At 71.8% G+C, this 24,392-nt stretch carries 25 protein-coding genes, 1 tRNA gene and 2 pseudogenes; 13 read left to right on the top strand and 15 right to left on the bottom strand.

Going from position 1 to position 24,392, the window contains the following annotated elements; translation table 11 throughout:
• Positions 1-53: 53 nt before the first annotated feature.
• Together IPK81_23150 and IPK81_23145 are read right to left on the bottom strand one after the other, a co-directional pair.
• Entirely contained in the window at positions 54-455 is a 402-nt protein-coding gene (locus tag IPK81_23150) for a PPOX class F420-dependent oxidoreductase (GenBank protein QQS12346.1), read from the bottom strand.
• Positions 456-492: 37 nt separating this feature from the next.
• Positions 493-1,380 (bottom strand): MBL fold metallo-hydrolase, encoded by an 888-nt coding sequence (locus IPK81_23145; GenBank protein QQS12345.1) that lies wholly within the window; start codon positions 1,378-1,380, stop codon positions 493-495.
• Between the two features lie 188 nt (positions 1,381-1,568).
• On the opposite strand from IPK81_23145, the gene IPK81_23140 reads away from it, so the two are divergent.
• Genes IPK81_23140 through IPK81_23125 form a run of 4 tightly spaced genes read left to right on the top strand, consistent with a single transcriptional unit; the run spans position 1,569 to position 4,388 of the window.
• On the top strand, positions 1,569-2,186 hold the full coding sequence (locus IPK81_23140) for a glutathione S-transferase N-terminal domain-containing protein (GenBank protein ID QQS12344.1): 618 nt from the start codon (positions 1,569-1,571) through the stop codon (positions 2,184-2,186).
• Positions 2,187-2,220: 34 nt separating this feature from the next.
• Positions 2,221-2,892, top strand: coding sequence for a 3-oxoacid CoA-transferase subunit A (locus tag IPK81_23135; GenBank protein ID QQS12343.1), 672 nt, complete (start codon positions 2,221-2,223; stop codon positions 2,890-2,892).
• A gap of 2 nt (positions 2,893-2,894) precedes the next feature.
• On the top strand, positions 2,895-3,593 hold the full coding sequence (locus IPK81_23130; protein QQS12342.1) for a 3-oxoacid CoA-transferase subunit B: 699 nt from the start codon (positions 2,895-2,897) through the stop codon (positions 3,591-3,593).
• Between the two features lie 3 nt (positions 3,594-3,596).
• Complete coding sequence (locus IPK81_23125; GenBank protein ID QQS12341.1) at positions 3,597-4,388, top strand: alpha/beta fold hydrolase; 792 nt, start codon at positions 3,597-3,599, stop codon at positions 4,386-4,388.
• Between the two features lie 12 nt (positions 4,389-4,400).
• Here the strand turns inward: IPK81_23125 and IPK81_23120 are convergent.
• Together IPK81_23120 and IPK81_23115 are read right to left on the bottom strand one after the other, a co-directional pair.
• A pseudogene (locus tag IPK81_23120) lies at positions 4,401-4,817 on the bottom strand (tripartite tricarboxylate transporter substrate binding protein).
• On the bottom strand, positions 4,766-5,374 hold the full coding sequence (locus IPK81_23115) for a hypothetical protein (protein QQS12340.1): 609 nt from the start codon (positions 5,372-5,374) through the stop codon (positions 4,766-4,768). Before IPK81_23115 ends, IPK81_23120 begins: the two are co-directional and overlap by 52 nt.
• A gap of 151 nt (positions 5,375-5,525) precedes the next feature.
• Between IPK81_23115 and IPK81_23110 the strand changes: the two are divergent.
• Positions 5,526-6,943 (top strand): annotated as a pseudogene (locus IPK81_23110) (4-hydroxyphenylacetate 3-hydroxylase).
• Between the two features lie 52 nt (positions 6,944-6,995).
• On the opposite strand, the gene IPK81_23105 reads toward IPK81_23110, so the two are convergent.
• Positions 6,996-7,367: a LysR family transcriptional regulator gene (locus tag IPK81_23105; protein QQS12339.1), complete on the bottom strand. Its 372-nt coding sequence runs from the start codon at positions 7,365-7,367 to the stop codon at positions 6,996-6,998.
• Positions 7,368-7,500: 133 nt separating this feature from the next.
• On the opposite strand from IPK81_23105, the gene modA reads away from it, so the two are divergent.
• The 3 genes from modA to modC all read left to right on the top strand — a co-directional run bounded on the left by modA (position 7,501) and on the right by modC (position 10,117).
• A complete protein-coding gene (gene modA / locus IPK81_23100) occupies positions 7,501-8,289 on the top strand; it encodes a molybdate ABC transporter substrate-binding protein (protein ID QQS15237.1) in 789 nt (262 codons plus the stop codon).
• Between the two features lie 62 nt (positions 8,290-8,351).
• Positions 8,352-9,047 carry a molybdate ABC transporter permease subunit gene (gene modB / locus IPK81_23095; protein QQS12338.1) on the top strand — a complete coding sequence of 232 codons (696 nt, stop codon included), beginning with the start codon at positions 8,352-8,354 and terminating at the stop codon, positions 9,045-9,047.
• The gene (modC, locus tag IPK81_23090) at positions 9,044-10,117 is read left to right on the top strand and encodes a molybdenum ABC transporter ATP-binding protein (protein QQS12337.1); all 1,074 of its coding nucleotides are present in this window, start codon (positions 9,044-9,046) and stop codon (positions 10,115-10,117) included. The genes modB and modC overlap by 4 nt, the downstream gene beginning before the upstream one ends.
• 101 nt (positions 10,118-10,218) lie before the next feature.
• Here the strand turns inward: modC and IPK81_23085 are convergent, their stop codons facing one another.
• Positions 10,219-10,542 carry a membrane lipoprotein lipid attachment site-containing protein gene (locus tag IPK81_23085; GenBank protein QQS12336.1) on the bottom strand — a complete coding sequence of 108 codons (324 nt, stop codon included), beginning with the start codon at positions 10,540-10,542 and terminating at the stop codon, positions 10,219-10,221.
• A 308-nt stretch (positions 10,543-10,850) separates the two neighbouring features.
• Between IPK81_23085 and IPK81_23080 the strand changes: the two genes are divergently transcribed.
• A complete protein-coding gene (locus IPK81_23080) occupies positions 10,851-11,039 on the top strand; it encodes a hypothetical protein (protein ID QQS12335.1) in 189 nt (62 codons plus the stop codon).
• A 40-nt stretch (positions 11,040-11,079) separates the two neighbouring features.
• Here IPK81_23080 and IPK81_23075 read toward each other — a convergent pair.
• Both IPK81_23075 and IPK81_23070 read right to left on the bottom strand, forming a co-directional pair.
• Positions 11,080-11,173, bottom strand: a tRNA-Ser gene (locus IPK81_23075).
• Positions 11,174-11,317: 144 nt separating this feature from the next.
• On the bottom strand, positions 11,318-11,938 hold the full coding sequence (locus tag IPK81_23070) for a glutathione S-transferase N-terminal domain-containing protein (protein ID QQS12334.1): 621 nt from the start codon (positions 11,936-11,938) through the stop codon (positions 11,318-11,320).
• A 97-nt stretch (positions 11,939-12,035) separates the two neighbouring features.
• On the opposite strand from IPK81_23070, the gene IPK81_23065 reads away from it, so the two are divergent.
• Entirely contained in the window at positions 12,036-14,018 is a 1,983-nt protein-coding gene (locus tag IPK81_23065) for a hypothetical protein (protein ID QQS12333.1), read from the top strand.
• 4 nt (positions 14,019-14,022) lie between these two features.
• Here IPK81_23065 and IPK81_23060 read toward each other — a convergent pair whose 3' ends face one another.
• The 6 genes from IPK81_23060 to IPK81_23035 form a co-directional block, all read right to left on the bottom strand.
• Positions 14,023-15,225, bottom strand: a complete 1,203-nt coding sequence (locus tag IPK81_23060) for a cytochrome-c peroxidase (GenBank protein ID QQS12332.1) — start codon at positions 15,223-15,225, stop codon at positions 14,023-14,025.
• On the bottom strand, positions 15,225-15,593 hold the full coding sequence (locus tag IPK81_23055; GenBank protein ID QQS15236.1) for a FixH family protein: 369 nt from the start codon (positions 15,591-15,593) through the stop codon (positions 15,225-15,227). The genes IPK81_23060 and IPK81_23055 overlap by 1 nt, the downstream gene beginning before the upstream one ends.
• A gap of 41 nt (positions 15,594-15,634) precedes the next feature.
• Complete coding sequence (locus IPK81_23050) at positions 15,635-16,468, bottom strand: amidohydrolase family protein (protein ID QQS12331.1); 834 nt, start codon at positions 16,466-16,468, stop codon at positions 15,635-15,637.
• A 35-nt stretch (positions 16,469-16,503) separates the two neighbouring features.
• Complete coding sequence (locus IPK81_23045; protein QQS15235.1) at positions 16,504-17,775, bottom strand: beta-lactamase family protein; 1,272 nt, start codon at positions 17,773-17,775, stop codon at positions 16,504-16,506.
• 49 nt (positions 17,776-17,824) lie between these two features.
• Entirely contained in the window at positions 17,825-19,054 is a 1,230-nt protein-coding gene (locus IPK81_23040; GenBank protein QQS15234.1) for a beta-lactamase family protein, read from the bottom strand.
• A 133-nt stretch (positions 19,055-19,187) separates the two neighbouring features.
• Positions 19,188-19,673: an ASCH domain-containing protein gene (locus IPK81_23035; GenBank protein ID QQS12330.1), complete on the bottom strand. Its 486-nt coding sequence runs from the start codon at positions 19,671-19,673 to the stop codon at positions 19,188-19,190.
• A gap of 137 nt (positions 19,674-19,810) precedes the next feature.
• Between IPK81_23035 and IPK81_23030 the strand changes: the two genes are divergently transcribed.
• Positions 19,811-21,031, top strand: coding sequence for an MFS transporter (locus IPK81_23030; GenBank protein QQS12329.1), 1,221 nt, complete (start codon positions 19,811-19,813; stop codon positions 21,029-21,031).
• Positions 21,032-21,104: 73 nt separating this feature from the next.
• Here IPK81_23030 and IPK81_23025 read toward each other — a convergent pair whose 3' ends face one another.
• Complete coding sequence (locus IPK81_23025; GenBank protein QQS12328.1) at positions 21,105-22,175, bottom strand: cyclase family protein; 1,071 nt, start codon at positions 22,173-22,175, stop codon at positions 21,105-21,107.
• A gap of 164 nt (positions 22,176-22,339) precedes the next feature.
• Between IPK81_23025 and IPK81_23020 the strand changes: the two genes are divergently transcribed.
• Together IPK81_23020 and IPK81_23015 are read left to right on the top strand one after the other, a co-directional pair.
• Positions 22,340-23,440 carry a GTP-binding protein gene (locus tag IPK81_23020; protein QQS12327.1) on the top strand — a complete coding sequence of 367 codons (1,101 nt, stop codon included), beginning with the start codon at positions 22,340-22,342 and terminating at the stop codon, positions 23,438-23,440.
• An 80-nt stretch (positions 23,441-23,520) separates the two neighbouring features.
• Positions 23,521-24,381 (top strand): VOC family protein, encoded by an 861-nt coding sequence (locus tag IPK81_23015; protein QQS12326.1) that lies wholly within the window; start codon positions 23,521-23,523, stop codon positions 24,379-24,381.
• The last annotated feature ends 11 nt before the right edge of the window (positions 24,382-24,392 follow it).

Raw genomic sequence — 24,392 nt, 5'->3', positions numbered from 1 at the left:
GCTTCGCATTCCGCCGCCGGCGATTCAATCGCCCGCCGGCGGCGGCGCGCCGATCAGCTCATCCCCTGGACGGAGAACACCGCGATCTCGAACATCACCCGCACGTCGCCTGACTTCGCGTAGGGGTTCTTGTCGAGGCCGAGGTACTTGTGGGCGAGCTGGTCGATATGCGCGGCCGCGACATCGTCCTGCCGCACGCGCGCCACCGTGCCGCGCAGCTGGACGTAGCGGTCGGGATCGTCGGGATCCATGATCGACAGGGCGACCTTGGCGCCGACCTTCATGTTCCGGGTCTTGGTCCGCCCGAGCGCCGAGTTCACCCGGATCCGGCCATCGACGAAATCGAACCACACCGGCGTGTTCTGCGGCGAACCGTCGGGCATCACCGTCGCCAGGTGCGCGAAGGCCCGCTTCTCCAGCAGCAGATCCATGTAGACCGCGGGGATCTCGATCATCTCGGCGATCCCCTCGCTTCCGTCGGGCGCCGCGCCGTCACAGCGTGAACGCCCAGGGTTCGGGCACCAGCGCGAACCCGTCGCCGCGCCGGGCGATGCGGCCGAAGCCGGGGAAATGCAGATGCATGCCGGCGACCAGCAGCCTGTCGCTGGCGGCCATGTCGAACACGCGCCGGCGCGTCGCCATGGCGGCGTCGGGATCGGTGTCGAAGGCGATCGCGACCTCCGGCCGGGGGATCTGCACCTCCGGCACGTGCACGGTGTCGCCCCAGATCAGCAGCGACTCGGCGCCGGAATGTATCAGGTAGGAGGTGTGGCCCGGCGTGTGGCCGGGGCACGGGATCGCGGTGATGCCCGGCAGCACCTCGCCGTCCCGGAACGTGCGCAGGCGTTTGGCGTAGGGACCGACCTGCTCGCGCGCCTGCATGAAGAAGGTCTTGCGGAAGCGCTCGTTGGCGCGCGCCATCGCGGCGTCGTCCTGCCAGTGCGGCAGCTCGTCCTCGTGCGCCACCAGCTCGGCGTTGGGGAACAGGAACGCGCCGGCCGCGACGTCGAACAGCCCTCCGGAATGGTCGGGATGCATGTGCGTCAGCAGCACCGAACCAACAGCGGCGGGATCGATCCCGGCGGCCGCGAGATTGGCCCGCTGCCGGCCGGCGGTCGCCGCGAGGTAGTTGCCGGAGCCGGCGTCGATCGCCACCGGCGCGCGTCCCGGCGCGCGCACGATGAAGGTGTTGACCGAGGTGCGCCGCCCCGTCGTCGGGCGGAACGACGCGCTGAGCAGCTCCCGCAGCTCGTCCGGCGGGATGTTCAGGAGCACGTCGAGATTGCCGTCGAGATAGCCGTCGCTGACGGCGGTGACCAGCAGGTCGCCGACGCGGCGGTGGTAGAAGCCGGGAATCTGATTCTCGGGAATGTCGTTCATCGCGCGCCGCCTCCCCGCGGCTATCCGGCGGCGACCTTCAACCGGCGCTGCGCGTCGCGCAAGCCGCCGCCGCGGCAGCGCCCCCGCCGCCGCAGTGGCGCCCCCGCCGCCGCCGCGACAACGCGGTTGTGCGCAGACGGCGGCCGGTCCAGCATCCGCGCCGGCGCCGGGGGCGCCGGGGGAGATCCATGAAGCTGTTCTGGTCGTCGCGTTCGCCGTTCGTGCGCAAGGTGATGGTGGTCGCGCACGAGACCGGCGTGGCCGGACGCATCGTCTGCGAGCGCACGATCGTGGCGGCGGCGAACCCGAACCGCGAGCTGATGACGCTCAATCCACTCGGCAAGCTGCCGACCCTGCTGCTCGATGACGGCGCCGCGCTCTACGATTCCCGCGTGATCTGCGAATTCCTCGACACGCTGCACGCCGGCCGGCGCCTGTTCCCCGTCGATCCCGCGCGGCGCGTCGACGCGCTGCGGCGCCAGGCGTTGGGCGATGGCGCGATGGACATGCTGATCCTGCGGCTGTCGGAGCGCGCCAGGCCCGAGGCGCGCCGGTCGCCCGAGTTGATGGCCGGCTTCGCACTCAAGCGCGACGCGATCCTCGCGGCGCTGGAGGCGATGGCCCCGGCATTGGCCGCGATCCCGTACGACATCGGCCATGTCGCGATCGGCTGCGCGCTGTCGTATCTCGATTTCCGCTTCGCCGAGGATTCGTGGCGGAGCGGCCGGCCGGCGCTCGCGGCGTGGCACGCGGATTTCGCGGCGCGGCCGTCGGTCGCGGCGACGGAACATGTCGACGCGTATTGAGGGAGGCCGGGCGCGCGCCCGGTGGTGACGGCGCATGGCGATCGACAAACGGGTGGCCGACGCGGCGGCGGCGATGGAGGGCGTGGGCGACGGCGCCACGGTGTTCGTCTCCGGCTTCGGCGGCGCCGGGTTTCCCAACGTGCTGCTGCGCGCCCTGCGCGAACGCGGACCGCGCGATCTGACGCTGGTCGTCAACTCCGCGACCCACCGCCTGTCGCTGACGCACGAGCTGATCGAGGCCGGCATGGTGCGCAAGGTCATCGCCAGCGCGGCGCGCGGCCGCGACAAGGGCCTGTCGGTGTTCGAGACGTTGTGGCGCGACGGCAAGATCGAGCTGGAGTGCCTGCCGCAGGGCACCTTCGCCGAGCGCATCCGCGCCGGCGGCGCCGGCATCCCCGCCTTCTACTCGCCGGTCGGCTTCGGCACCGAGCTGGCGAAGGGCAAGGAGGTCAGGCGCTTCGGCGACCGCGACCACGTGCTGGAGACGGCCATCGCCGGCGACCTGGCGCTGGTGCGCGCCGACGTCGCCGACCGCTTCGGCAACCTCGTGTTCCGCTACGCGCAGGCCAATTTCGGCCCCGCCATGGCGACGGCCGCGAAGCTGACGGTGGCCGAGGTGCGGACCGCGCAGGAGGCGCCGCTGGCGCCGGAGCGCGTGCAGCTGCCGGGCCTCTACGTCGACCGCGTCGTGGCGGTGGGGAGCTGACGATGACGGCGTTGAACCGCAACCAGATGGCGTGGCGCGCGGCGCAGGACATCGCCGACGGCTCGGTCGTCAATCTCGGCATCGGCATGCCGGTGCTGGTGTCCGACCACCTGCCGGCCGGCCGCGACGTGTTCTTCCAGTCCGAGAACGGCGTGGTCGGCGTCGGCCCCGCCGCCGAGGGCGACGCCATGGACACCGACCTGGTCGACGCCGGCAGCCGGCCGATCACGCTGCGGACGGGCGGCACCATCGTCGATTCCGTCTGGTCGTTCGGCATGATCCGCGGCGGCCATATCGACGTCACCATCCTCGGCGCGTTCGAGGTGGCGACCAACGGCGATCTCGCCAACTGGGATTCGCGCATCCCGCACAAAGGACCGCTGGTCGGCGGCGCGATGGACCTCGCGGTCGGCGCCAAGGAGACGCGGGTGATCATGGAGCACAACACCCGCGGCGGCGCGCCGCGGTTGCTGGCCGCCTGCGCCCTGCCGTTGACGGCGGTGCGCTGCGTCACGCGCATCTACACCGACATCGCGGTCGTCGACGTGACGCCGGCGGGCTTCGTCGCGCGCGAGATCCTCGCCTCGGTCGGCGCCGACGCGTTGCGCGCGCGCACCGGCGCGCCGATCGAGATACCGGCGGACTGCCGGCCGCTGGTCACGCCCGACCTGCCGGACGGCGCCGTCGTGCGCACGGGCTGAGCGATGGAGTATCGCGAGGTAAACGGCGCGGCGCTGCGCTACGAAGTCACGGGAAGCGGCCCGCGCGCGGTCGTGCTGGTGCACGAGATGGGCGCGACGCTGGAGAGCTGGGACGAGGTCGCCCCGGCGCTGGCCCGCGACCGGCGCGTGCTGCGCTTCGACACCCGCGGCGCCGGCCTGTCGGAGAAGATCCGCGGCGCCGCCGATATCGACGTCGTGGCCGACGACATCGCCGCGCTGCTCGACGCCGTCGGGATCGTCGGAAAGGTCGCGCTGGCCGGCGGCGCCGTCGGCGCGGCGATCTGCCTGCGCTTCGCCCTGCGCCATCCCGGCCGGATTTCGGCGGTGGTCGCGATGGCCCCGGCCATCGGCCTGACGCCGGAGCGGCGCGCGGCCACCATCGAGCGCGCCGCGGCGATCGAGACGCACGGCATGCGGCCGCTGGCGGCCAACGGGCTCGACGCGTCGTGGCCGCCGGTCATGCGCGGCGACGTCGCGCGCTTCGAGGCGTTCCGCGCGCGCTGGCTGGGCAACGATCCCGCCAGCCTGGCCGCGATCTTCCGCATGCTGGTGGCGCTCGACATGGAGCGCGACCTCGCGCGTCTGGCCTGTCCGGTCCTCGTGCTGGCGGGCCGCTACGACCAGGTGCGCCCGCCGGCCGTGGTGGAGCCGGTGGCCCGCGCCATCCCCGGCGCGCGCTACGACATCCTGGACACCGCCCATTTCATGCCGGCGCAGGCGCCGGCCCTGGTCGCGGCGGCGATCCGCGGGTTCCTGGAGTCCGTCGGCGCCTGATTCCGCGCCGCCTCAATCCAGCTTGATGTTGGCCGCCTTGATGATGGCGCCCCACTTCGTCCATTCCTCGTCGATGTGCTTCGCCAGCCCCTCGGGCGTCGTCGGGGCCGAGAGCGCGCCGAGCTTGGCGTACTCCTCGATCAGCTCCGGGGTCCGCAGGGTCTCCGCCGCCGCCGCGGCGAGACGCGCCCGCGCCGCCGCCGGCACGCCGGCGCCGGTGAACAGCGCGTACCAGTTGTCGGAGTTCACCTTCGGAAGGCCCGCGTCGACGGCGCTCTGGACGTCCGGCAGAAGCTTGGCGCGCGTGTCGCTGGTGATCATGACCGGCTTGATCTTGCCGGCGCGGATGTGCGGCAGCAGCACCGTGATGTCGAGGATCACGAAGTTGACCTGCCCGCCGAGAAGGTCGGTGACCGCCGGCGCCGCGCCTGGTAGGGCACGTGCAGCGTGTCGACGCCGGTCTCGCGGTTGAACAGCAGCGCGGCCAGATGCGTGATGCCGCCGGTGCCGGCGGAGCCGTAGGTGATCTTGCCCGGCGCCGCCTTGGCCTTGGCCGCCAGCTCCTTCGCGGTCGAGACGCCGAGATCGGGATGCGTGCCGATCACCTCCTGGACGCGCGACACGAGCGTGAGCGGCGCGAGATCCTTGCGCGCGTCGTACGGCATCTTGGGCACGAGCTGCGGATTGAGCACGATGGCGCTGGGGCTCGCCAGGCCGATCACGTGCCCGTCCGGCGGCGCCTTGACGACGAAATCCATGCCGATGACGCCGCCGGCGCCGCTCTTGTTCTCGATCACGACGGGCTGGCCGAGGCGCTCCGACATGCCCTTGGCCAGCAGACGGCCGAAGATGTCCGACGGCCCGCCGGCCGGGAACGGCACGACCAGCGTGATCGGACGGTTCGGAAACGCCGGCGCCTGCGCCTGCGCGACGCCGATGGATGCCACGCCGGCGACGGCCGCCAGCACGAGACGCCTGATGATCATGGTTCCTCCCTGGGCGGTGTTTGGACTGGAGATTGCGCGCCTTCGCGGCCGGACGCCAGTGGGCACGGCGCGCGCGGGGCACGTCTGACGGTTCGCCGGTTGACCCGCTCTCCCCCGCCGCCGCACCATCGCGCGGAACAGGGAGGACTCGATGGCGTTGAAGACACCGGCGGAATACGCCGCCAGCCTGCGCGACGGCCGCGCGACATGGTGGGACGGCGAATCGATCGCGGACGTCACGACGCATCCCCGGTTCCGGGTGCCGCTGGCGGTGGCGGCGCGCGACTACGACCTCGCCGATCCGGCCCGCCGCGAGCGCCTGACCTACGTCACGGAGACCGGCGAGCGCGCGCACCGCATCTACCAGGTGCCGCGCAACTCCGAAGACCTCGACGCGCGCATCGCGATGATGACCGACCTGTCGATCGTCGGCGGCACCTCGAGCGTCTACATGGCGCTGATGAGCGTCACCGACGCCGTGCGGCGCGTGAACCCGCGCTACGCCGACAACATCGAGGCGATGTACCGCCACGCGCGCGACAACGACCTGCGCGCCGCCGAGGTCATCACCGACGCCAAGGGCGACCGCAAGCGCCGCGCCCACGAGCAGGACGATCCCGATCTCTACCTGCGCATCGTCGAGCGGCGCGGCGACGGCATCGTCGTGCGCGGCGCCAAGCTGCACATCACCGGCGCCTCGCTGATCCACGAGCTCGTCGTGATGCCGACCAAGGGCATGCGCCAGGACGAGACCGACTACGCCGTCTCGTTCTCCATCCCCGTCAACGCGCCCGGCGTGAAGGTCATCAACCGCAGCTTCGCGCCGCCGCGGCTCAACGCCTTCGACTATCCGGCCAGCGCGCACCACTCCATGCCCGAGGGCTTCGTGGTGTTCGACGACGTCTTCGTGCCGTGGGAGCGCGTGTTCCTCGCCGGCGAGGTGCCGCTGGCGACCGTCTTCGCGCAGTCGCTCGGCCTGTGGGAGCGCACCGGCGGGCTGGTCGAGGCGGTCAAGCTGTCGCGCATCTTCGTGGGCCTCGCCCAGCTCGTGATCGAGCAGCAGGGCAAGGAGCGCGATCCGGTGGCGCAGAACACCGTCTCGGAGCTGATCAACTACGCCGAGATGCTGCGCATGGCGCTGGACTACGCCTGCCGCAACTACGAGACCACGCCGACCGGCATGATCCACCCGAACACGCTGGCGGTGAACGTGGCCAATACCACTACGCCGCCAATTTCCACGCCGCCGTGCGCTGCCTGCACGACCTCGGCGGCGGGCTGGTGCTGACGCTGCCGCTGGAGGGCGACCTGCGCCACGCCGAGACCGGGCCGCTGCTGCGCAAGTACCTGCACACCAAGCCCGACGTCGACGTCGAGACGCGGATGCGCGTCTACAATCTGATCCGCGACCTCACCGCCGACGCCTATGGCGGCTGGCAGCAGGTCGTGGCGCTGCAGGCCGGCGGCGGGCTGAACGCGCAGCGCATCATGATGCACCGGTCCTACGACATGGCGTCCGCGCGCAAGGCCGCGCTGACGGCGGCCGGCGCGGTGGCGGGCGGGCACTGAGCGCGCGATATCCAATCGGATACTACGCAGGGCGGGTGTCGCCGCGGCGGCGCTAGCCGGCCCTCCGGCGCCGGGCCGCATCGGCGCCGACCAGAAGTTCCCCGTGCAGCGCGCGCAGGTGGGGGGCGGCGGCGGCGGCGGCTTTGACCTCGACCGCGCGGTAGTGCTTGACCAGCGACTGGCCGAACGGCGTCAACGCTGCGCCGCCGCCGCGGCTGCCGCCGGCGCGCTTCTCGACCACCGGCCGGCGGAAGCAGCGGTTGACCTCGTCGATCAGCAGCCAGGCCCGCCGGTAGGACATGCCCATCTCGCGCCCGGCGGCCGAGATCGACCCGCTCGAATCGATCAGCTCGAGCAGCCGGATCTTGCCGGGACCGACGGCGTCCTCGCCGCCGAACTCGATGCGCAGGGTGAGCCTCGCCATGGCGGGACTAGAGCATTCCCACCGCCGGCCGCCAAGGGCGCGAGGTCCACGCGCTTGCGCCGCCGATGGCGCGCATGCGATATATCCAGATGGATATATCGACAGGAGCGCGGCCGGGATGACGGCGACGACCATGACCGACCGGGCGCGCCGCTGGCTCGGCGCCGCGGCTCTTTCCGGCGCGGTGGTTCTGGCGTCCATTCCCGCCGCGGCGCAGCCGGGGGAGCTGCGCGTGCTTGCCGCCGCCAGCCTCTCGAACGTTCTCGACAAGCTGTGCGCGGCGTGGGCCGCGAAGGGGGAGCCGAAATGCGTGGCGGTCTACGCCGCCTCCTCGGCGCTGGCGCGCCAGATCGAGAGCGGCGCGCCGGGCGACGTGTTCATCTCGGCCGACGAGCCGTGGATGAGATACGTCGTCGATCGCAAAGCCGTGGTGGTCGAGACGCAGCGCGCGCTGGCGACCAACGTGCTGGCGCTGATCGCGCCGGCCGGAACCACGGTCACCCTGACGCCGGCACCGGGCTTCCCGCTCCTCGCGGCGCTGGGCGACGGCAGGCTCTCCATCGCCGATCCGGTGGCCGTGCCGGCGGGCCGCTACGCCAAGGCCGCGATGACCCACTACGGCGTCTGGGACGCCCTGGTGCCGCGTCTGGCGTCGGCGGAGAACGTGCGCGACGCCATGGCCTTCGTCGCCCGCGGCGCGGCGCCGCTGGGAATCGTCTACGCCACCGACGCCGCGGTCGAGCCGAAGGTGCGGGTCGTCACGCGCTTCCCCGCCGGCAGCCATCCGCCGATCGTCTACCCCATGGCCGTCACCACGAACGCCAAGAGCGCGCGCGCCAAGGCGTTCCTCGACTTCCTGATGACGCCGGAATCGCAGGCGGTGCTGGCCGAGGCCGGCTTCGGCCCGCCGCCGTCGCCGTGACGGACGCGGCCGCCGTGACTCCGGCCACGCCGCGACGGCGGCGTCCGGGCTAGGATCGCCGGATGATCCTGTCCGCCGAGGAATTCGGCGTCCTTCTCCTGAGCATGAAGGTCGCCGCGTGGAGCGTCGGCGTCAGCCTCGTGCCGGCGATCGCCGCGGGCTGGCTGCTGGCGCGGCGCGACTTCCCCGGCAAGGCCGTGGTCGACGCGGTGGTGCACCTGCCGCTGGTGCTGCCGCCGGTCGTGGTGGGCTTCGGGCTGCTGCTGCTGCTGGCGCCCAAGGGACCGCTTGGCGCGCCGCTGCGCGAGTGGTTGGGGATCGATTTCTCGTTCTCGTGGCGCGGCGCGGCGCTGGCCGCCGCCGTCATGGGCTTCCCGCTGATGACGCAGGCGATCCGGCTGTCGGCGCAGGCCGTCGACCGCCGCCTCGAGCAGGCCGCCCGCACCCTCGGCGCGCCGCCATGGCAGGTGTTCCTGACTATCACCCTGCCGTTGATGGCGCCGGGCGTGCTGGCCGGCGCGGTGCTCAGCTTCGCGCGCTCCCTTGGCGAGTTCGGCGCCACCATCACCTTCGTGTCGAACATCCCCGGCGAGACGCGCACGCTGCCGTTGGCGATCTACGCCTACACCCAGGTGCCGGGCGGCGACGGGCCGGCGCTGCGCCTGACCATGGTGTCGATCGTCGTGGCGCTGCTGGCGCTGGCCGGCGCGGAGTGGCTCAACCGCGCGCTGGCGCGGCGCATCGGGGCGGCGTCGTGATCGAGGTCGACATCGCCCTGCGTGTCGGCGCCTTCGACCTCGAGGCCGCGTTCGACGCGCCGGCCGGCAGCGTGACCGCGCTGTTCGGCCGCTCCGGCGCCGGCAAGTCGACGATCATCGACTGCGTCGCCGGATTGCGGCGTCCCCTCAGCGGCCGCATCGCCATCGATGGCGAGACCGTGTTCGACGCGGCCCGCGGAATCGACGTGCCGCCGGAGCGCCGGCGGCTGGGCTACGTGTTCCAGGACGCGCGGCTATTCCCGCATCTCACCGTCGAGGCCAATCTGCGCTACGGCGAGCGGCGCGCGCGAGGCGCCGCCCGCATCGCGGCGTTCGACGAGGTCGTCGCCCTGCTCGGCATCGCGCCGCTGCTGGCGCGGCGGCCGGGCACGCTGTCCGGCGGCGAGCGCCAGCGCGTCGCCATCGGCCGGGCGCTGCTGTCGCAACCGCGGGCGCTGCTGATGGACGAGCCGCTGGCGGCGCTGGACCGCGAGCGCAAGTCCGAGCTGCTGCCCTATATCGAGCGCCTGCGCGACCGCTTCGCGCTGCCGATCCTCTACGTCAGCCACGCCGTCGAGGAGGTCGTGCGGCTGGCGCGCGCCGTGGTGCGCGTCGACGGCGGCCGGGTCGCGGCCATCGGTCCGGTCGAGGACATTCTCAGCGGCGACGCGGTCGGCGACGCGCACGGACCCGCGACCGTGCTGCGCGCGGCGGTGCGCCGCCACGACCCGGCGTTCGGATTGACCGTTCTTGAGATCGGCGCCGGCCGCGAGCTGGTGGCACCGGCGATCGACCTGCCCATCGGCGCCGAGGTGCGGCTGCGCGTGCTGGCGCGCGACATAGCGCTGGCGCTGGAGCCGCCGCGCGCCATCAGCATACAGAACCGGCTGGAGGCGACCGTAGCGGAGCTCGTGCGACCGGCCGCCGAGGGTTTCGTCGTCGACGTGCGCCTCGACATCGGCGCGCCGCTGTGGTCGCGCGTCAGCGCGCGCGCCGCCGAGGAGCTGGCGCTGCGTCCGGGCCTGAAGGTGGTCGCGCTGATCAAGGCCGTCGCCATCGACCGTGACTGACCGCGTCGTAGGCGGGCGTTCGCGTCACAGCGTCCCGGGATCGATCATGGGCAGCTCCCGGACGTGATCGCGGGCAGGCGCGTCGTCCATCCGTCGACCGTCTACGGACCCGGCGGCGGAGGCGTCGTCTCGGGCGCCCGCACGCAATCACGGGAGCGCGAGCCGCTTCCGCAGAACTCGCGGTGGTAGCCGTAGGTCCGACGCTCGTAGTCGATTTTCCGCTGCTGGTCGTAGCGCGACGGCTGGGAGCCGTAGCGCGGCTGCTGATAGCCGTATCCCGGCTGCTGGTAGCCGTAGACCGGCTGCTGATAGCCGCCGCCGTAGCTCGACGACGGATAGGAGCCGTACTGCCCATGGTAGCCGGGATCCGGCTGGCAGGCGGCGAGGCCGAACACGGCGAGCGCGAGCGCGAACGAGCGTTTCATGGAGCCCTCCCGACCTCGACACGCGCGCGGCGACGTGGCGCCGCGCCGTTCGAACCGCCGCGCGGCCCGGTGATCGGCGCGCTGTGCGATGGCCATAGAGTGGCGACCGAGTGTGGCCGACGGGTGTCCGGCGGACGGCGGGATTCGGGGCCGCGCGTGATTTCATGAGGGCGACGCGGTTCGTGGCGACGCCCGGCGCCGCGGCCCGAGCCGCGGATGATCGGTTTACGCGGCGATGCGTGCGGGACTATTGACGGGTGGAGCCGCCGACGAGCGTGGAAATCGCCCGGCCTCGGGAGAGTTCCGCGATGCGCGCGTTCTGGACGGCGGTGCTCTACTTCGGAACGTTCCTCGTGATCGGCTATGTCGCGCGCCTGCTGATCGAGCGTTGGATGGGCCACCGTGGCCTCGATGCCTCCGACAAGCCGGCGACCGGTGGCGGGGACGGCGGCGGGCGTCCGCGCTTCCTGCTCGGCGCCTGGCGTCGGGACGACTGAGCGGACCACGTCCCGGCGCATGATCGGCGGCGCGGGATAGTGGCGGAGGGGAAGGGATTCGAACCCTCGATAGGGGTTTAAGGCCCTATAACGGTTTAGCAAACCGCCGCCTTCAGCCGCTCGGCCACCCCTCCGCAGGTTCCGTAATTAGGCCCGAGCGACAAACTTCCACGGCGGATGCGAGGCGGGTTCTAGCCGCCGGTCCCGCTCCTGTCAATCAGCGGGTCCGATTATCGCGTCGAATCAACGACTTGCCGCGCTGCTCACGGCGCCGCGGGTCACGCCGGAACGGCCATTCCCTTCTTCACCGCCGGACGCGCGCCGACCTCGTCGTACCAGCGCCGCACGTTGGGGAACGCCGCGAGATCGATGCGGTGCCATTCGTGGCGCGCCGCCCACGGATAGATCGCCATGTCGGCGACCGTGTAGTCGGCGCCACCGGTGTAGGCGTGCTCCGCCAGTCGCTTGTCGAGCACGCCGTACAGCCGCGCGGTCTCCTCGCTGAAGCGCTTGATCGCGTAGGGCACCTGCTCCGAGGCGAAGCGCACGAAGTGGTGCGTCTGCCCCAGCATCGGGCCGAAGCCGCCCATCTGCCACATCAGCCACTGGATCGCGTCGAAGCGCGCGGCCTTGTCCTCCGGCAGGAACTTGCCGGCCTTGTCGGCGAGGTACAGCAGGATCGCGCCGGACTCGAAGCAGGCGTACGGCTTCCCGCCGGGTCCCTCGCGGTCGACGATGCCCGGGATCTTGTTGTTCGGGCTGACCTTCAGGAAATCGGGCTTGAACTGCTCGTTCTTGGTGATGTCGACCTTGTGGACGGTGTACGGCAGGCCGCACTCCTCCAGCATGATGCTGATCTTGCGGCCGTTGGGCGTGGACCAGGTGTAGAAATCGATCATCGGAAGCCTCGCGGCGCGCGGCGGCGCGTTTGACGGGGGGTCGGGACGCCGGGACACTAGGCCATCGCCGGAAGAGCGGCAATCGGGAGCGGTCCGCATGCGGCGCCACAGGATGACGGGCTGGTACGAGCCGGCGATGCTGCTCGACACGGCCTTCCGCGTCGTCGTGTCGACGCTGTTCGGCGAGTTCGCCGACCGCCGCGAGACCGCCGCCGGGCAGCGCGCGCTCGACATCGACCGGATCGACCCGGCGATGGACTACGCCGGCCGCGACGAGATCTGGCTCGACTTCCTCGCCGACACCGGCGACGGCTGGGATCCGACCTACGCCATGGCGCGGTTGCTGGCCGAGCCGGTGCGGCTGCCCGATCCGGACGGCGTCGCCGATCCCCTGCCCGTCGGCCATGCGTTGATCCTCGGCGGCGACCAGGTCTATCCGACCGCCTCGCGCGAGGCCTACCGCGAGCGGCTGCAGGCGCCATTCGACCTCGCCTGGACGCATGGCGCGGCGGCGCGCGGCGACGCCGGCCATGCGGCCACCCCGGACGTGTTCGCGATCCCCGGCAACCACGACTGGTACGACGGGTTGCGGTCGTTCATGGCGATCTTCTGCACCCGCCAGCCGCTGTCGCCGTGGGTCGACCAGGCGCGCGCCCGCGGCCGGCTGGTCGGCGGCCGTCGCGCCCGCCAGGTGCGCAGCTACTTCGCTCTGCGCCTGCCGCATAATTGGTGGCTGTGGGGCGTGGACGTCCAGCTCGAGGGCTACATCGACCAGCCGCAGATCGACTTTTTCGCCACCGTCGCGCGGCGCTGGATGCCCGACGGCGCCAACGTGATCCTGTGCACCGGCCGGCCGGACTGGCTTCTGGCCGATCCGGCCGATCCCGAGGAGGGGTTCCGCAACCACGCCTTCCTCGAGAACGTGGTCTGCCGCGAGCGCGGCCACCAGCTCCGCCTCGTCGTCACCGGCGACAACCACCACTACGCGCGCTACGTCGAGCGCCACCCCGGCGTCGACTTCACCGGCGCGCCGCTGCCCGACGGCGTGGTCCGCCACTACATCACCGCCGGCGGCGGCGGCGCGTTCCTGCATCCGACCCATCTGCTGCCGGAGCGGCGCGCCATTGCCTGGGACACGCCGCCGCCGAATTCGCGCGTCCCCGAGGCGGCGCGCGCGGCGCGCGACAACCGCGAGCACGAGGCGGTCGGCGCGCGCGGCACGCGCCGCGGCGACGAGTGGCCCGCCGACGCGGAGCCCGGCCGGCACCAGCGCCTGTTCACTCGCGCCACCGATCCGCGCACCGGCGCGCCGGCGGTCTTCCCTGACGCGCGGACCTCGTTCCGGCTCGGCTTCGCCAATCTCGGCTTCGCGGCGATCAACTGGAAGCTGACCGGCGCGATCGCCGGCATTTGGCTGACGGTGAACTGGCTGGCGTCGTGGGTGCCGCCGGCGAGCGCCGAGTACAAGACCTTCCACGACGCCCTCACCCGCCCCGGCCAGTCGCCGTGGGACATCCTCGTGCAGTGGGTGCTGTTCGCCGGCGCCTCGCCCGGCGTCATGCTGATCGCGCTGGCGGTATGGGGCGGGCTCTACGGCTTCGCGCCCTGCCGCGGCGCGCGCCGCGTCGCGCTCGGCGCCGCCCACACACTGGCGCAGATCCTCGCCGGCATCGCCGTGACGGTGGCGCTGGCGCATCTCGGCGCCTTCACGCGCGCGCAGCCGCTGCTTGCGCTGGAGCACGTCGCGGTCGCGCTCGCCTGCGGCGTGGCCGGCGCCACCGTCTTCGGGATCTATCTGCTGATCTGCCTCGACGTCTTCGGCCTGCACGAGAACGAGGCGTTCTCGGCGCTGCGCATCGCCGGCCACAAATGCGCGCTGAAACTGCACATCGACCGCGATGGGGCGCTGACGGTGTATCCGCTCGCCGTGCCGGCCGTCCGCTCGACGCGCGGGCTCGCCGACGACGCGCCCGCGCCACCGGCGACGTCGGCGCGGCTGGTCGAGGCGCCGATCGTCCTGCCGCTCGCGCCCGGCCGGCCGGCGGCGCCGACGGACCGTGGCGGCGGCCCGTTGGACTGACCGCTCAGCGGCAGGGCGCCGGCGGCGGGCGCGCGACGGACGCGCGGCGGTCGTTCAACGATTCGAGGAACGCCAGCAGATCGTCGATCTCGCCGGCGTCCAGCCGCAACGGCTTCAGGATGCGCTCGCCGTCGGCGTGCAGGCGGTCCTCGTCGATGTCGGAATAGTGGGCGACGACGCCGCGCAGATCGGCGATCGACCCGGCGTGCATGTACGGCGCCGTGCGGGCGACGTTGCGCAGACCCGGCACCTTGAACTCGCCGAAATTTCGGTGCTGCGCCTCGACGGTGCGCGTCTTCACCGCCGCGGCGCCCGTGGCGTCGTCGTTGTGGCGGCCCAGTAGATTGAGCGGATTGGCGCGCAGCGCCGCCAGCCCGGCGTGCCGTCCCGAATCGACGCGTCCCGGTCCGGTGAAGAACCGCATGCCGATGTCCGCGAACTCGTCGTTGGTGAAACGCGGCCCGAAATGGCAGACCGAGCAATTGCCGCGGCCGACGAAGATCTTGAGTCCGCGCCGCGCCACCGCCGGGTAGGCCGCGTCGGCGGGGGTGTCGCCGCGCGCCAGCGCGTCGCGGAAATCGTCGAACGGAGTCCGGCCGCTCACGAGGGTCTCCTGGAACGCGGCGAGCGCCTTGCCGGTGGCGACCAGCAGCGCGTCGTCGTCCATGTCCGTCGGCGCGGCGCCGAAGACCGCCGCGTACCTGCATGAAAGCTCGGGATCCGCCCGCACGCGCGCCGCGACGACGGCCGGCGAGGCGCCCATCTCGGCGGCGTCGAGGATCGGCCGCACGCTCTGCGCCCACAGGCTGTCGCCGGCCCCGCCCCAGCCGAACCAGCGGCCGTGCCCGACGTTCCACAGGCTGGAGGTGTTGCGATCGGACTCCGCATGTCCCATCCCGCGCGCGCGGCCGTCCGTCCAGTCGCGGTCCGGCCGATGGCATGTCGCGCAGCTCGTGCCACCATCGCCGGAGAGGCGCGGATCGAAGAACAGGATCTCCCCGAGCGCGATGGCCGCGGGCACGGCCGAGACGCGGTTGCTGGGGTCGCGCGCCGGCGCCGGCGGCCACGGCCCGTGCTGGAGGACGCGCCGGCGCTCGGCGTCGCTGAGGCGCGCGGCGTCGTCGGACGCCGGTTGCGCGTGGACGAGCCCGCACGCCACCGCCAGCGCCGCCGCGAACGCCACCACCAGCGCGGCGCGCGGCGCCATCAGTCGACCGTCAGCGACTCGCCGACGACGACGGTTCCGCTCGCCGTCGCCAGCTTGAACTCGACGCGCCACAGGCCGGGCATGTGGAACAACAGGCCGGCGGCCCGGTAGCGGCCGGGCCCGAGCGTCGTCATCTCCGGCCGGTAGTTCATGCCGTGGCGGTGCTCCGGCATCGTCGCGTCGACCGTCGCGCCGCGCACCGGCGCCTTGCCCGCCGCGGGGCAGACCGCCAGTTCGACGTCGAAGCGGCCGCCGACCGCGATCGGCGCCGGCGCCGTCCGGTAGACCACGAGGTAGCCCGCCGACTCGACGCGGCGCCCGTCGGCGAGCGCCGGCGGAATCTCGCAGGCCGCCGCCGCGCCCGCCATGAGCGCCACGGCCGACGCCGCAGACACCGCCACTCGGAGCGTCACCGCGCCGCTCCCATCATGCGGCCGAAGACCTCCTCGCCGTTGCGCCAGCCGATCCGTTCGGCCACTTCCTTCGGCAGGTCCGACAGCCAGGCGCGCGAGAAATTGGCGTGCTCCGGGATGTAGTGCCAGCGCTCGGGCGTGAAGGTGTCGGTGCCGACGAGGAAACGGTCGGGAAACTCGAGGAACGCCTCGCGCCAGGCGGGCTCGACCTTGTCGCCCGACGCGTGGTCGCCGCGGAAGGCGAGATCGCACCACAGGTTCCTGTGCTTGCGCAGCATCGCGCGGACCTCCTCCGGCCCGGCGAAACCGGAATGCGCCCACAGCACGCGCGCCCCGGGATCGAGCTTGAGCAGGCGCTCGACCGCGTCGATGTCGGAATGCGCGTGCAGGAACAACTTGTACTGGCGCGCCAGCTCCACCATGCGCCGCGGCACCGGCAGCTCGGCGTCGGCTCCGTAGAGGTGGAACTCGCCGATCGCGACGTAGCGGTACTTCTTGAGCCGCGTCTCCATCTCGCGGATCACGGCCTCCTCGCGCACCCAGGTCGAGAGCTCGCCGCGCCGGCGGTAGGGCCGCAGCTCCGGCACGATCATGTCCGGCGCCTCGGCGTGGAGCATCTGCGTGCCGTCGTCGTTCGAGCTCGACACCATCGCCCGGCGCACGCCGGCGCGCTTGAGGATGGCGATGGCCTCCTTCGGCGGCACCACGTCCCAGGCGTCGTGGCTGTAGTGTATGTGCGCGTCGAAGATCGGCATCGGTTCCTGCGCCCGCGCGAACGGCGCCGGCGCCGCCACGGCCGTGACCGCCGCCATGAACCCACGTCTGCGCATGCCGCTCCTCCCCGCTCCCGGACGCGCCCGCCCGGTCAATCGACCAGCGCCGCGGCGACGTGCTGGCGCATCATGGCGCGGTACGGCGCCATCTGGGCCGGCGCCTGGATCATCAGCACCGCCACCAGCCGCTCCGCCGGATCGATCACGAAACTCGTGCCCATCGCGCCGGCCCAATAGTACTCCATCGACGAGCCGTGCAGCGGGTTGCCGCCGGCGCCGCGGCGCGTCGCGAAACCGAGCCCGAAGCCCTGTCCCGCCTCCGGCGACGGCGCCATCTCGCCCCAGCCCGGGTTCACGGCCGGCGTGAAGGCGGTGCCCGGCGGCAGGTGGTTGGCGGTCATCAGCTCGACAGATTTGCGCGACAGCAGGCGGACGCCGTCGAGCTGTCCGCCGTTGAGCCAGAACTGGCCGAACCGCGCGTAGTCCGCCGCCGTCGACAACATGCCGCCGCCGCCGGACAGCCATCTCGGGCGCTCGTCCACCCGGCGCAGCGCCATGCGCCTGCCGGTCCTGGGATCGACCATCGGCTGCGCCACGCGGTCGCGCCGGGAGTCGTCGACGTGGAAGCCCGTGTCCGGCATCTTCAACGGCCCGGTGATCCGCTCGGCCACGAACTCGTCGAGCGCCTGTCCGCTCACGACCTCGACGAGGCGGCCCAGCACGTCGGTCGAGAGGCTGTACTCCCACGTCGTGCCGGGCTGGTGCTTGAGCGGCAGCTTGGCGAGCTTCGACACCAGCTCGGCGTTGGTCTGCCCGCCGTCGGTCACGTTGGCGGCGAGGTACATCCGGTCGACCGCCGAATCGTCGAACACGCCGTAGGTCAGACCGGAGGTGTGGCGCAGGAGGTCGTGGATCGTCATCTCGCGCCGGGCCGGCACGAGCTCGAGCTCGACCGCGCCGTCGTCGCGGCGCCGCTCGACGCCGACCTTGAGGTCCTTGAGCTCTGGGAGGTATTTCGACGCCGGCTCCGCGATCGACAGCCGGCCCTCCTCGGCCAGCATCATGACGGCGAGCGACACGACGGGCTTGGTCATCGACGCGATGCGGAAGATCGAGTCGACCTTCATCGACGCCCGGGCCTCACGGTCGCGGAAGCCGAACGACTCGAAATAGACGACCTTGCCGTTGCGTACGACGATCGCCACCGCGCCGGGGATCTCGCCGCCCCGGACGCCCTCGCGCAGCCGGTCCGTCAAACCCCGCAGGCGGACCGTCGAGACGCCGACATCCTCCGCCGTCTTCGCCCACGGCAGCCCCTGGCCGGCGGCCGGCGACGCCAGCCCGACCAGGAACGCCACCGCCATGGACGCGGACCGGAGCACCTCAGCGCCTCCGCTCACCGCGTCGCCGCGCTCAATTGACCACCGCCTGGTAGACGAGCTCGCGCATCAGCCAGCGGTAGGAGAGGCGCGCGTCCGGCGACTGCATCATCAGGATCGCGAACAGCTTCTCCTTCGGGTCGATCCAGAAGTAGGTGCCGTACGCCCCGCCCCAGAAATAGTCGCCGACCGAGCCGTGCAACGGGTTGCGGCCGGCCTCGGTGCGCACCGCGAAGCCGAGTCCGAAACCCTGGCCGACCTCGGGTGACGGCAGCAACGCCTCGAAGCGGAACATGTCGCGTCCCATCGCCGTGCCCGGCGGCAGGTGGTCGGCCGTCATCAGCTCGATCGTCTTGCGCGACACCAGCCGCACGCCGTCGAGCGCGCCGCCGTTCAAGAAGAACTGGCACAGCCGCGCGTAGTCGGCCGCCGTCGACACCATGCCGCCACCGCCCGACTTCCATTTGAAGTCGACGGTCACCGCCGGGACGTTCGGCACCTCGTTTTTCGGGCCCTCGGCCTGCGGACGCGCGCCGCGGTCGGCCTTGGAGGCCTCCACCGAAAAGGCGGTGTCGGTCATCTTGAGCGGCTTGGCGATGCGCTCGGCGATGAACTTGTCGAGCGGCATGCCGCTCACGACCTCGACGATGCGGCCAAGCACGTCGGTCGACATGCCGTACTCCCACGTCGTGCCCGGCTGGTGGACCAACGGCAGCTTCGACAGCTTGGTGATCATCTCGGCGTTGGTCTGGTCGCGGTCGGCGACCTTCGAGTCGATATACGCACGCTTCAGCGGCCCGCCGGTCGGCGCGCCGTAGGTGAGACCGGAGGTATGGCGCAGCAGGTCCTGCACCGTCATCTCGCGGCGCGGCTTCTCCATCACGACCTCGATGGTGCCGTCGTCCTTCCGCTTCTCGACGCCGACCTGGAGGTCCTTGAACTCCGGGAGGTAGCGCGACGCCGGATAGGCGATCGACAGCTTGCCCTCCTCGGCCAGCATCATGATCGCCAGCGACACCATGGGCTTGGTCATCGACGCGATGCGGAAGATCGCGTCACCCTTCATCGGCGACTTCGCCTCCTTGTCGCGGAAGCCGAACGATTCGTAGTACGCGACCTTGCCGTTGCGGCCGATCAGCACCACGGCGCCGGGGATCTCGTTCTTCTCGACACCCAGCTTCATGCGCTCGGTCAGCCGCTTCAGACGGTCGGTGGACAGGCCGACCTCCTCGGCCTTGCCGGTGCGCGGCAGTCCCTGCGCCATGGCGCCGGTCGCCAGCGTCAACGCGGCCATCGTCGCCGCCAGCGAAATCGCGCGCCTCATGACATCCCTCCCCGGCTTCTTGTCTTGGAACCGTAACGCGGCGGTCGCGCCGCGACAACCGCCGGTGCGGCGCTCACACGTCGGCGCGCTCGGGCGGCCAAACGATCGTGAACCGCTCGAACACCGTGGGCGAGCGGTCGTCGAACGCGAATCCGCGCCGCGCCGCCTCGCGCGCGAAATACTCCCGGTGCGCCGCGAGCCAGTAGGCGCGGCTGCCGTCGCCCTCGCCCTCGTCCCGGGCGAACGCGTCGTCGACCTCGATCAACGGCTTCACGGCGATGTCGGTCGTGCGCCAGACGCAGCGCGGCGTCCCGGCGCCGTCGAGCGCCACGACGTGCGCGCCGACCCGGCCCATGTCCTCGAGACCGGCCTCGACGTCGCGGAGCAGATACGCGGTGGCGCGCTTCACGCCGGAGAGCACCAGCTCCAGCAGCTCGTCCGCCAGCCCCGGCGAATCGCCGAAGCGGGCGAGGTCGTAGGCCGGGTCGGCGACGCCCCGGGCCCGCCGGAACGCCTCGAAATACGCGTCCGCCGCCGCGGTCTTGCCGATCCTCGCCATCGCCCGCTCCCCGCCCGGCCCCATGATACGGCGTGTCCCGCCGCACCGACGGCGCTATGCTGCCGTACCGGTGGCGGGATCCGTCCGCCGGAATCGCCGCGCGGCGGCGATTGGACCACGCCCGGGGAGCGGTCGCCATGGGTTCATCGTACGGCAGGGTCGTGGTCGCGGCGGGCATGCTGATGACCTGCGTCAGCATGGGCGCGATGTTCTCGCTGGCGGTGTTCCTCGAGCCGATCGGCGCTGCGACAGGCTGGTCGCGGGCCGGCATCTCGACGGCGGCGACGATCGACTTCCTCGCGATGGGTCTGGCGACGCTCGCCTGGGGCGCGTTGTCGGACCGCTATGGCGCGCGCGTCGTCACGCTGGCGGGCAGCCTGCTGCTCGGCGCCGGCCTCGTCGCGGCGAGCCAGGCCCAGTCCCTGCTCCAGTTCCAGATCCTGTTCGGCGTCGTCGTCGGCGTCGCGGTCGGCAGCTTCTACGCGCCCTTGATGGCGACGGCGTCGGGCTGGTTCGAGAACAACCGCAGCCTCGCCGTGGCGCTGATCTCCGCCGGCATGGGCGTGGCGCCGCTCACCGTGGCGCCGTTCGTGCGGCTGCTGATCGACAACTACGACTGGCGCACCGCGATGCTGGTCGTCGGGGTCACGGCATGGGCGCTGCTCGTGCCCGCCGCCCTGCTGATCCGTTCGCCACCGTCGGCGGCGTCCGCCGGCGGTCCCGGCGCGGCCGCCGCGTCCGACGGCTACACGCTGACCGCGACGCAGGCCTTCCGCACGCCGCAGTTCATCGCCATCGCGCTCACCCATTTCGCGTGCTGCGCGGCGCATTCCGGCCCGATCTTCCACATGGTGACCTACGCCATCGGCTGCGGCATCGGCGCGATGGCCGCCGTCAGCGTCTACAGCCTCGCCGGCCTGTCGGGACTCGCCGGCCGCATCCTGCTGGGCATCACCGCCGACCGCGTCGGCGCGCGTCCGACGCTGGTCGCCGGCCTGCTGGTGCAGGCGATGGGCGCCGGCGCCTACGTCTTCGTCAGCGACCTCGGCGCGTTCTACGCCTTGTCGATCGTGTTCGGCATCGCCTATGGCGGCGTCATGCCGCTCTACGCGATCCTGGTGCGCGACTATTTCGGGCCGCGCGTCATGGGCACGGTGTTCGGCGCGGTGTCGATGGCCGCCAGCCTCGGCATGGCGCTCGGACCCTGGGCCGGCGGCCATCTGTTCGATTCGTTCGGCGGCTACGGCTGGCTCCATGTCGGCTCGTTCGCGATCGGGCTCGGCGCTGTGGCCATCGCGCTCAGCTTCCGACCGATCCGCGTGGCGCCGCCGCCGCCACCGGCGGCCGCACCGGCCTGACCTTCCACGCGGGCATGGAAAACCCCGCCGGATCGCTCCGGCGGGGTTCCGTGCCGTGCGATGGCGGATCGTGTCAGGTCACCGCGATCGGTCCGCCGTTCGATCCCGTCGCGCCCTTGATCGGGGCCGGCGAGAAGATGTAGGCGAACTGGTACTTCCGGTCGGCGATCAGCGCCTCGAAGTTCAGGTTCTCGTGGTTGAAGATGCCGTGCTTGGTGATCAGCTCGCCGTGCACGGCGAAGGCGAGGTTCTTGTCGGGGTTCGGAACCACCTCGGTCGCCCAGGTGTCGCCGCCGGTGAGGCAGACGTTCTTCTCGACGCACCACTTGGCGACCTCGAGGCCGATGCCCGGCTCTCCGGCGTTGAACTTGTCGTTGTTCTTCATCCACAGCTTGCCCCAGCCGGTGTTGAAGAACACGGCGTCGCCGTCCTTGATGTCCGCCTCGTTCATGCCCTGTTTCTGCATCGCGGCGCGCAGGTCGGCGACTTTGATCTCCTCGCCGGCCTCCATCATCTTGCCCTTCACCGCCTCGATGTCGAACAGATGGCCGCGGGTGAAGAACGGTTTGACGTGCTCGATGCCGATCTTCGTCAGTCCGTAGGCGGTCGCGATCTCCTGCTCGGTGAAGCCGTTGTAGTAGCGCATCTCGTTCTTGTCGCCGTCCTTGCCCATCTGGATGCCGATGTGGCCGAGGGCGTCGAACTGCGTGCCCGTCTGGCCGCCCTCGGTGGCGAGGAACTCGTCATGGTAGATCAGCTTGTTGGCACCGAACGGACCGCCCGTCGGCGCGCCGGGAATCCGCAGCGTGAAAGCGCGCTCGCCGAACTTGGGCATCGCCGATTCGTACACCCGGCCGATGCGGTAGATCTTGCCGTCCTTGATCATCTTCACCGCGTCGAGGACCTTCGCGGGCGTGATCCAGTTGGACGCGCCGGCCTGGTCGTCCTTGCCCCAGCGCGGATGCGGCCACCACACCTTGTCGGTCAAGGCCGGCATCGGCGTCTGCGCCTGCGCCGCCTGCGCCAGCAGCACGCCGGCCGCGACGGCTCCGCCGGCCACCCCGGCGCCGGTCAGGAAACTGCGACGCTCCGGATTCTCCGGCTCGTCGGCGGATGCGTTGGTGTCGAGATAGCGTGAGTCCATGGCGTACCTCCATCGAATGCGTCGCCGCTCTCGTGGCGGCCGGGTTCCCCGCATCCTCGATGCCAGCTTCGGTCGCCCCCGCGCGGGAAGTCAAGCCGCGGTTGTGTTAACGTCGCGGGACTTTGCACACCCGGTTTCGCGACCCACTTCCGGAGCGTTCGCGCATGGGCTTGTTCGACGACGATAAATCGGCCGCGCGCACGCCGGTGGCGCTGATCACCGGCTTCCTCGGCAGCGGCAAGACCACCCTGCTCAACCGCGTGCTGCGCGATCCCAGGATGGCGCGCAGCCTGGTGCTGGTGAACGAGTTCGGCGAGGTCGGCCTCGACCACATGTTCGTCGAATCGGTCGACGGCGAGATGGTGCTGCTGCAGTCCGGCTGCGTCTGCTGCACGATCAAGGGCGACCTCGAGCGCACGCTGCGCGACATCGCGGCGCGCCGGCAGCGCGGCGCCATGCCGCCGTTCGACCGCGTGCTGGTAGAGACCACGGGCCTGGCCGATCCGGCGCCGATCCTGGCGCTGATGCTCAACAACCCGATGACCGCGCACGACTACCGGCTCGACGCGGTGGTCACGACCGTCGACGCCGTCCACGGCGCCGCCCAGCTCGACGAGCATCCGGAGGCGGTGAAGCAGGCCGCCGTCGCCGACCGGCTGCTGCTGACCAAGAGCGACATCGCCGACCCGGCCGGACGCACCGGCCTCGACGCGAGGTTGACCGCGCTCAATCCCGGCGCGCGCCGGCACGAGGTGCGGGGCGGCGACATCGACCCGGCGTTGCTGTTCGACGCCGGTCCGTTCGACCCCGAGGGCAAGACCGACCGCGTGCGTGACTGGATCGCCGCCGAGTCGCACGACCATGGGCATGGGCATGGGCACGGGCACGACCACGGCGATCACGGCGACCACACGCACGCCGGCCACGACCACGGGCCGGCCGTCGACCGCAGCCGGCACGACTCCCGCATCGGCAGCTTCTGTCTGACGTGGCGCGAGCCGCTGGACTGGGACGTGTTCAACCCTTGGATGATGGCGGTGCGGCGGAGCTGGGCCGACCGCTTGCTGCGGGTGAAGGGCGTGCTCGACGTCGCGGGCGAGGACCGCCCGCTGGTGGTCCATGGCGTCCACGACGTGTTCCACCCGCCCACGCTGCTGGCGCGGTGGCCGGACGGCGACCGCCGCTCGCGGCTGGTGTTCATCACCCGCGACCTGGCGCAGGCCGACGTCGAGGCGAGCTGGAAGGCGATGGCCGGCGCACCGTAGCGCGGCGCTTGCCCGAATCCGTGGCCGCCGCCATTGTGCGCGCCCCGACGACCACACCCCGCGAAGGACCCCGCCGCGCCATGGCCATCGACATCGTCGACATCGACCACGCCATGATCGGCGTGCGCGACGTCGAGCGCGCGGCCTTCCAGTTCGAGCGTCTCGGCTTCACCGTCGCGCCGGCCAGCGACCTGCCGGGCATGCGCAACCGGTGCGTCTGCCTGACGCCGGTCTACGGCGACGCCGCCAACTACATCGAGCTGCTGGGCTTCACCGACCGCGCGCTGGCGCCACCCTTCATGGAGAACCTGCTGGGCGGTCCCGAGGGCGTCGTGTCGAGCGTGGTCGGCGTCGCCGATTGCCGGGCGGCCGAGGCCGCGCTGCGCGCCGGTGGCTTCGACCCCGGCGCCACGATCGACATGCGCCGCGCCTGGCCGCTGCCGTCGGGCCAGGCGCTCGACGTGTCGTTCTCGGTGTGCCTGCCGGCCTGGGGCCGGGCGCCGCTGTACTGGAACCCCTGCCAGCACCGCACGGTCCAGCATTTCCACCGCGCCGAGTGGCGGGCGCATGCCAATGGCGCCGCGCGGCTGCGCGCGATCCTCGCCATCGACGACAATCCCCGCGCCATCGCTGCGCGCTACGTCGAGGATTGGGGCGCCACGCCGACGCTGGACGAGCGCGACGCGGCCCACGTGCGCGCCCGCGACGTCGAGTTGCGCGTGCTGACGCCGCGGCGGTTCGGCGAGATGTACGGCCCCGAGACGCTGCCGCGGGCGCGCAAGCTGCCGGCCTACGCCGGCCTGTCGATCGAGGTGATGGACCGCGCGCGCCTCGTCGGCACGCTGTCGTTCAACGGCGTCGGCTTCACGTTGGGCGACAGCAACGTGCTGGTCGCGCCGGGACAGGCCTGCGGCGCGATGATCGAGTTCACCGCGGCCTGAGCCGGCGCCGC

The sequence above is a fragment of the Rhodospirillales bacterium genome (assembly GCA_016699855.1).
In the GTDB taxonomy this organism is placed as follows: domain Bacteria; phylum Pseudomonadota; class Alphaproteobacteria; order Reyranellales; family Reyranellaceae.
Note: the sequence above shows the minus strand (reverse complement) of the source record. Positions and strands in the feature narration are given on the sequence as shown.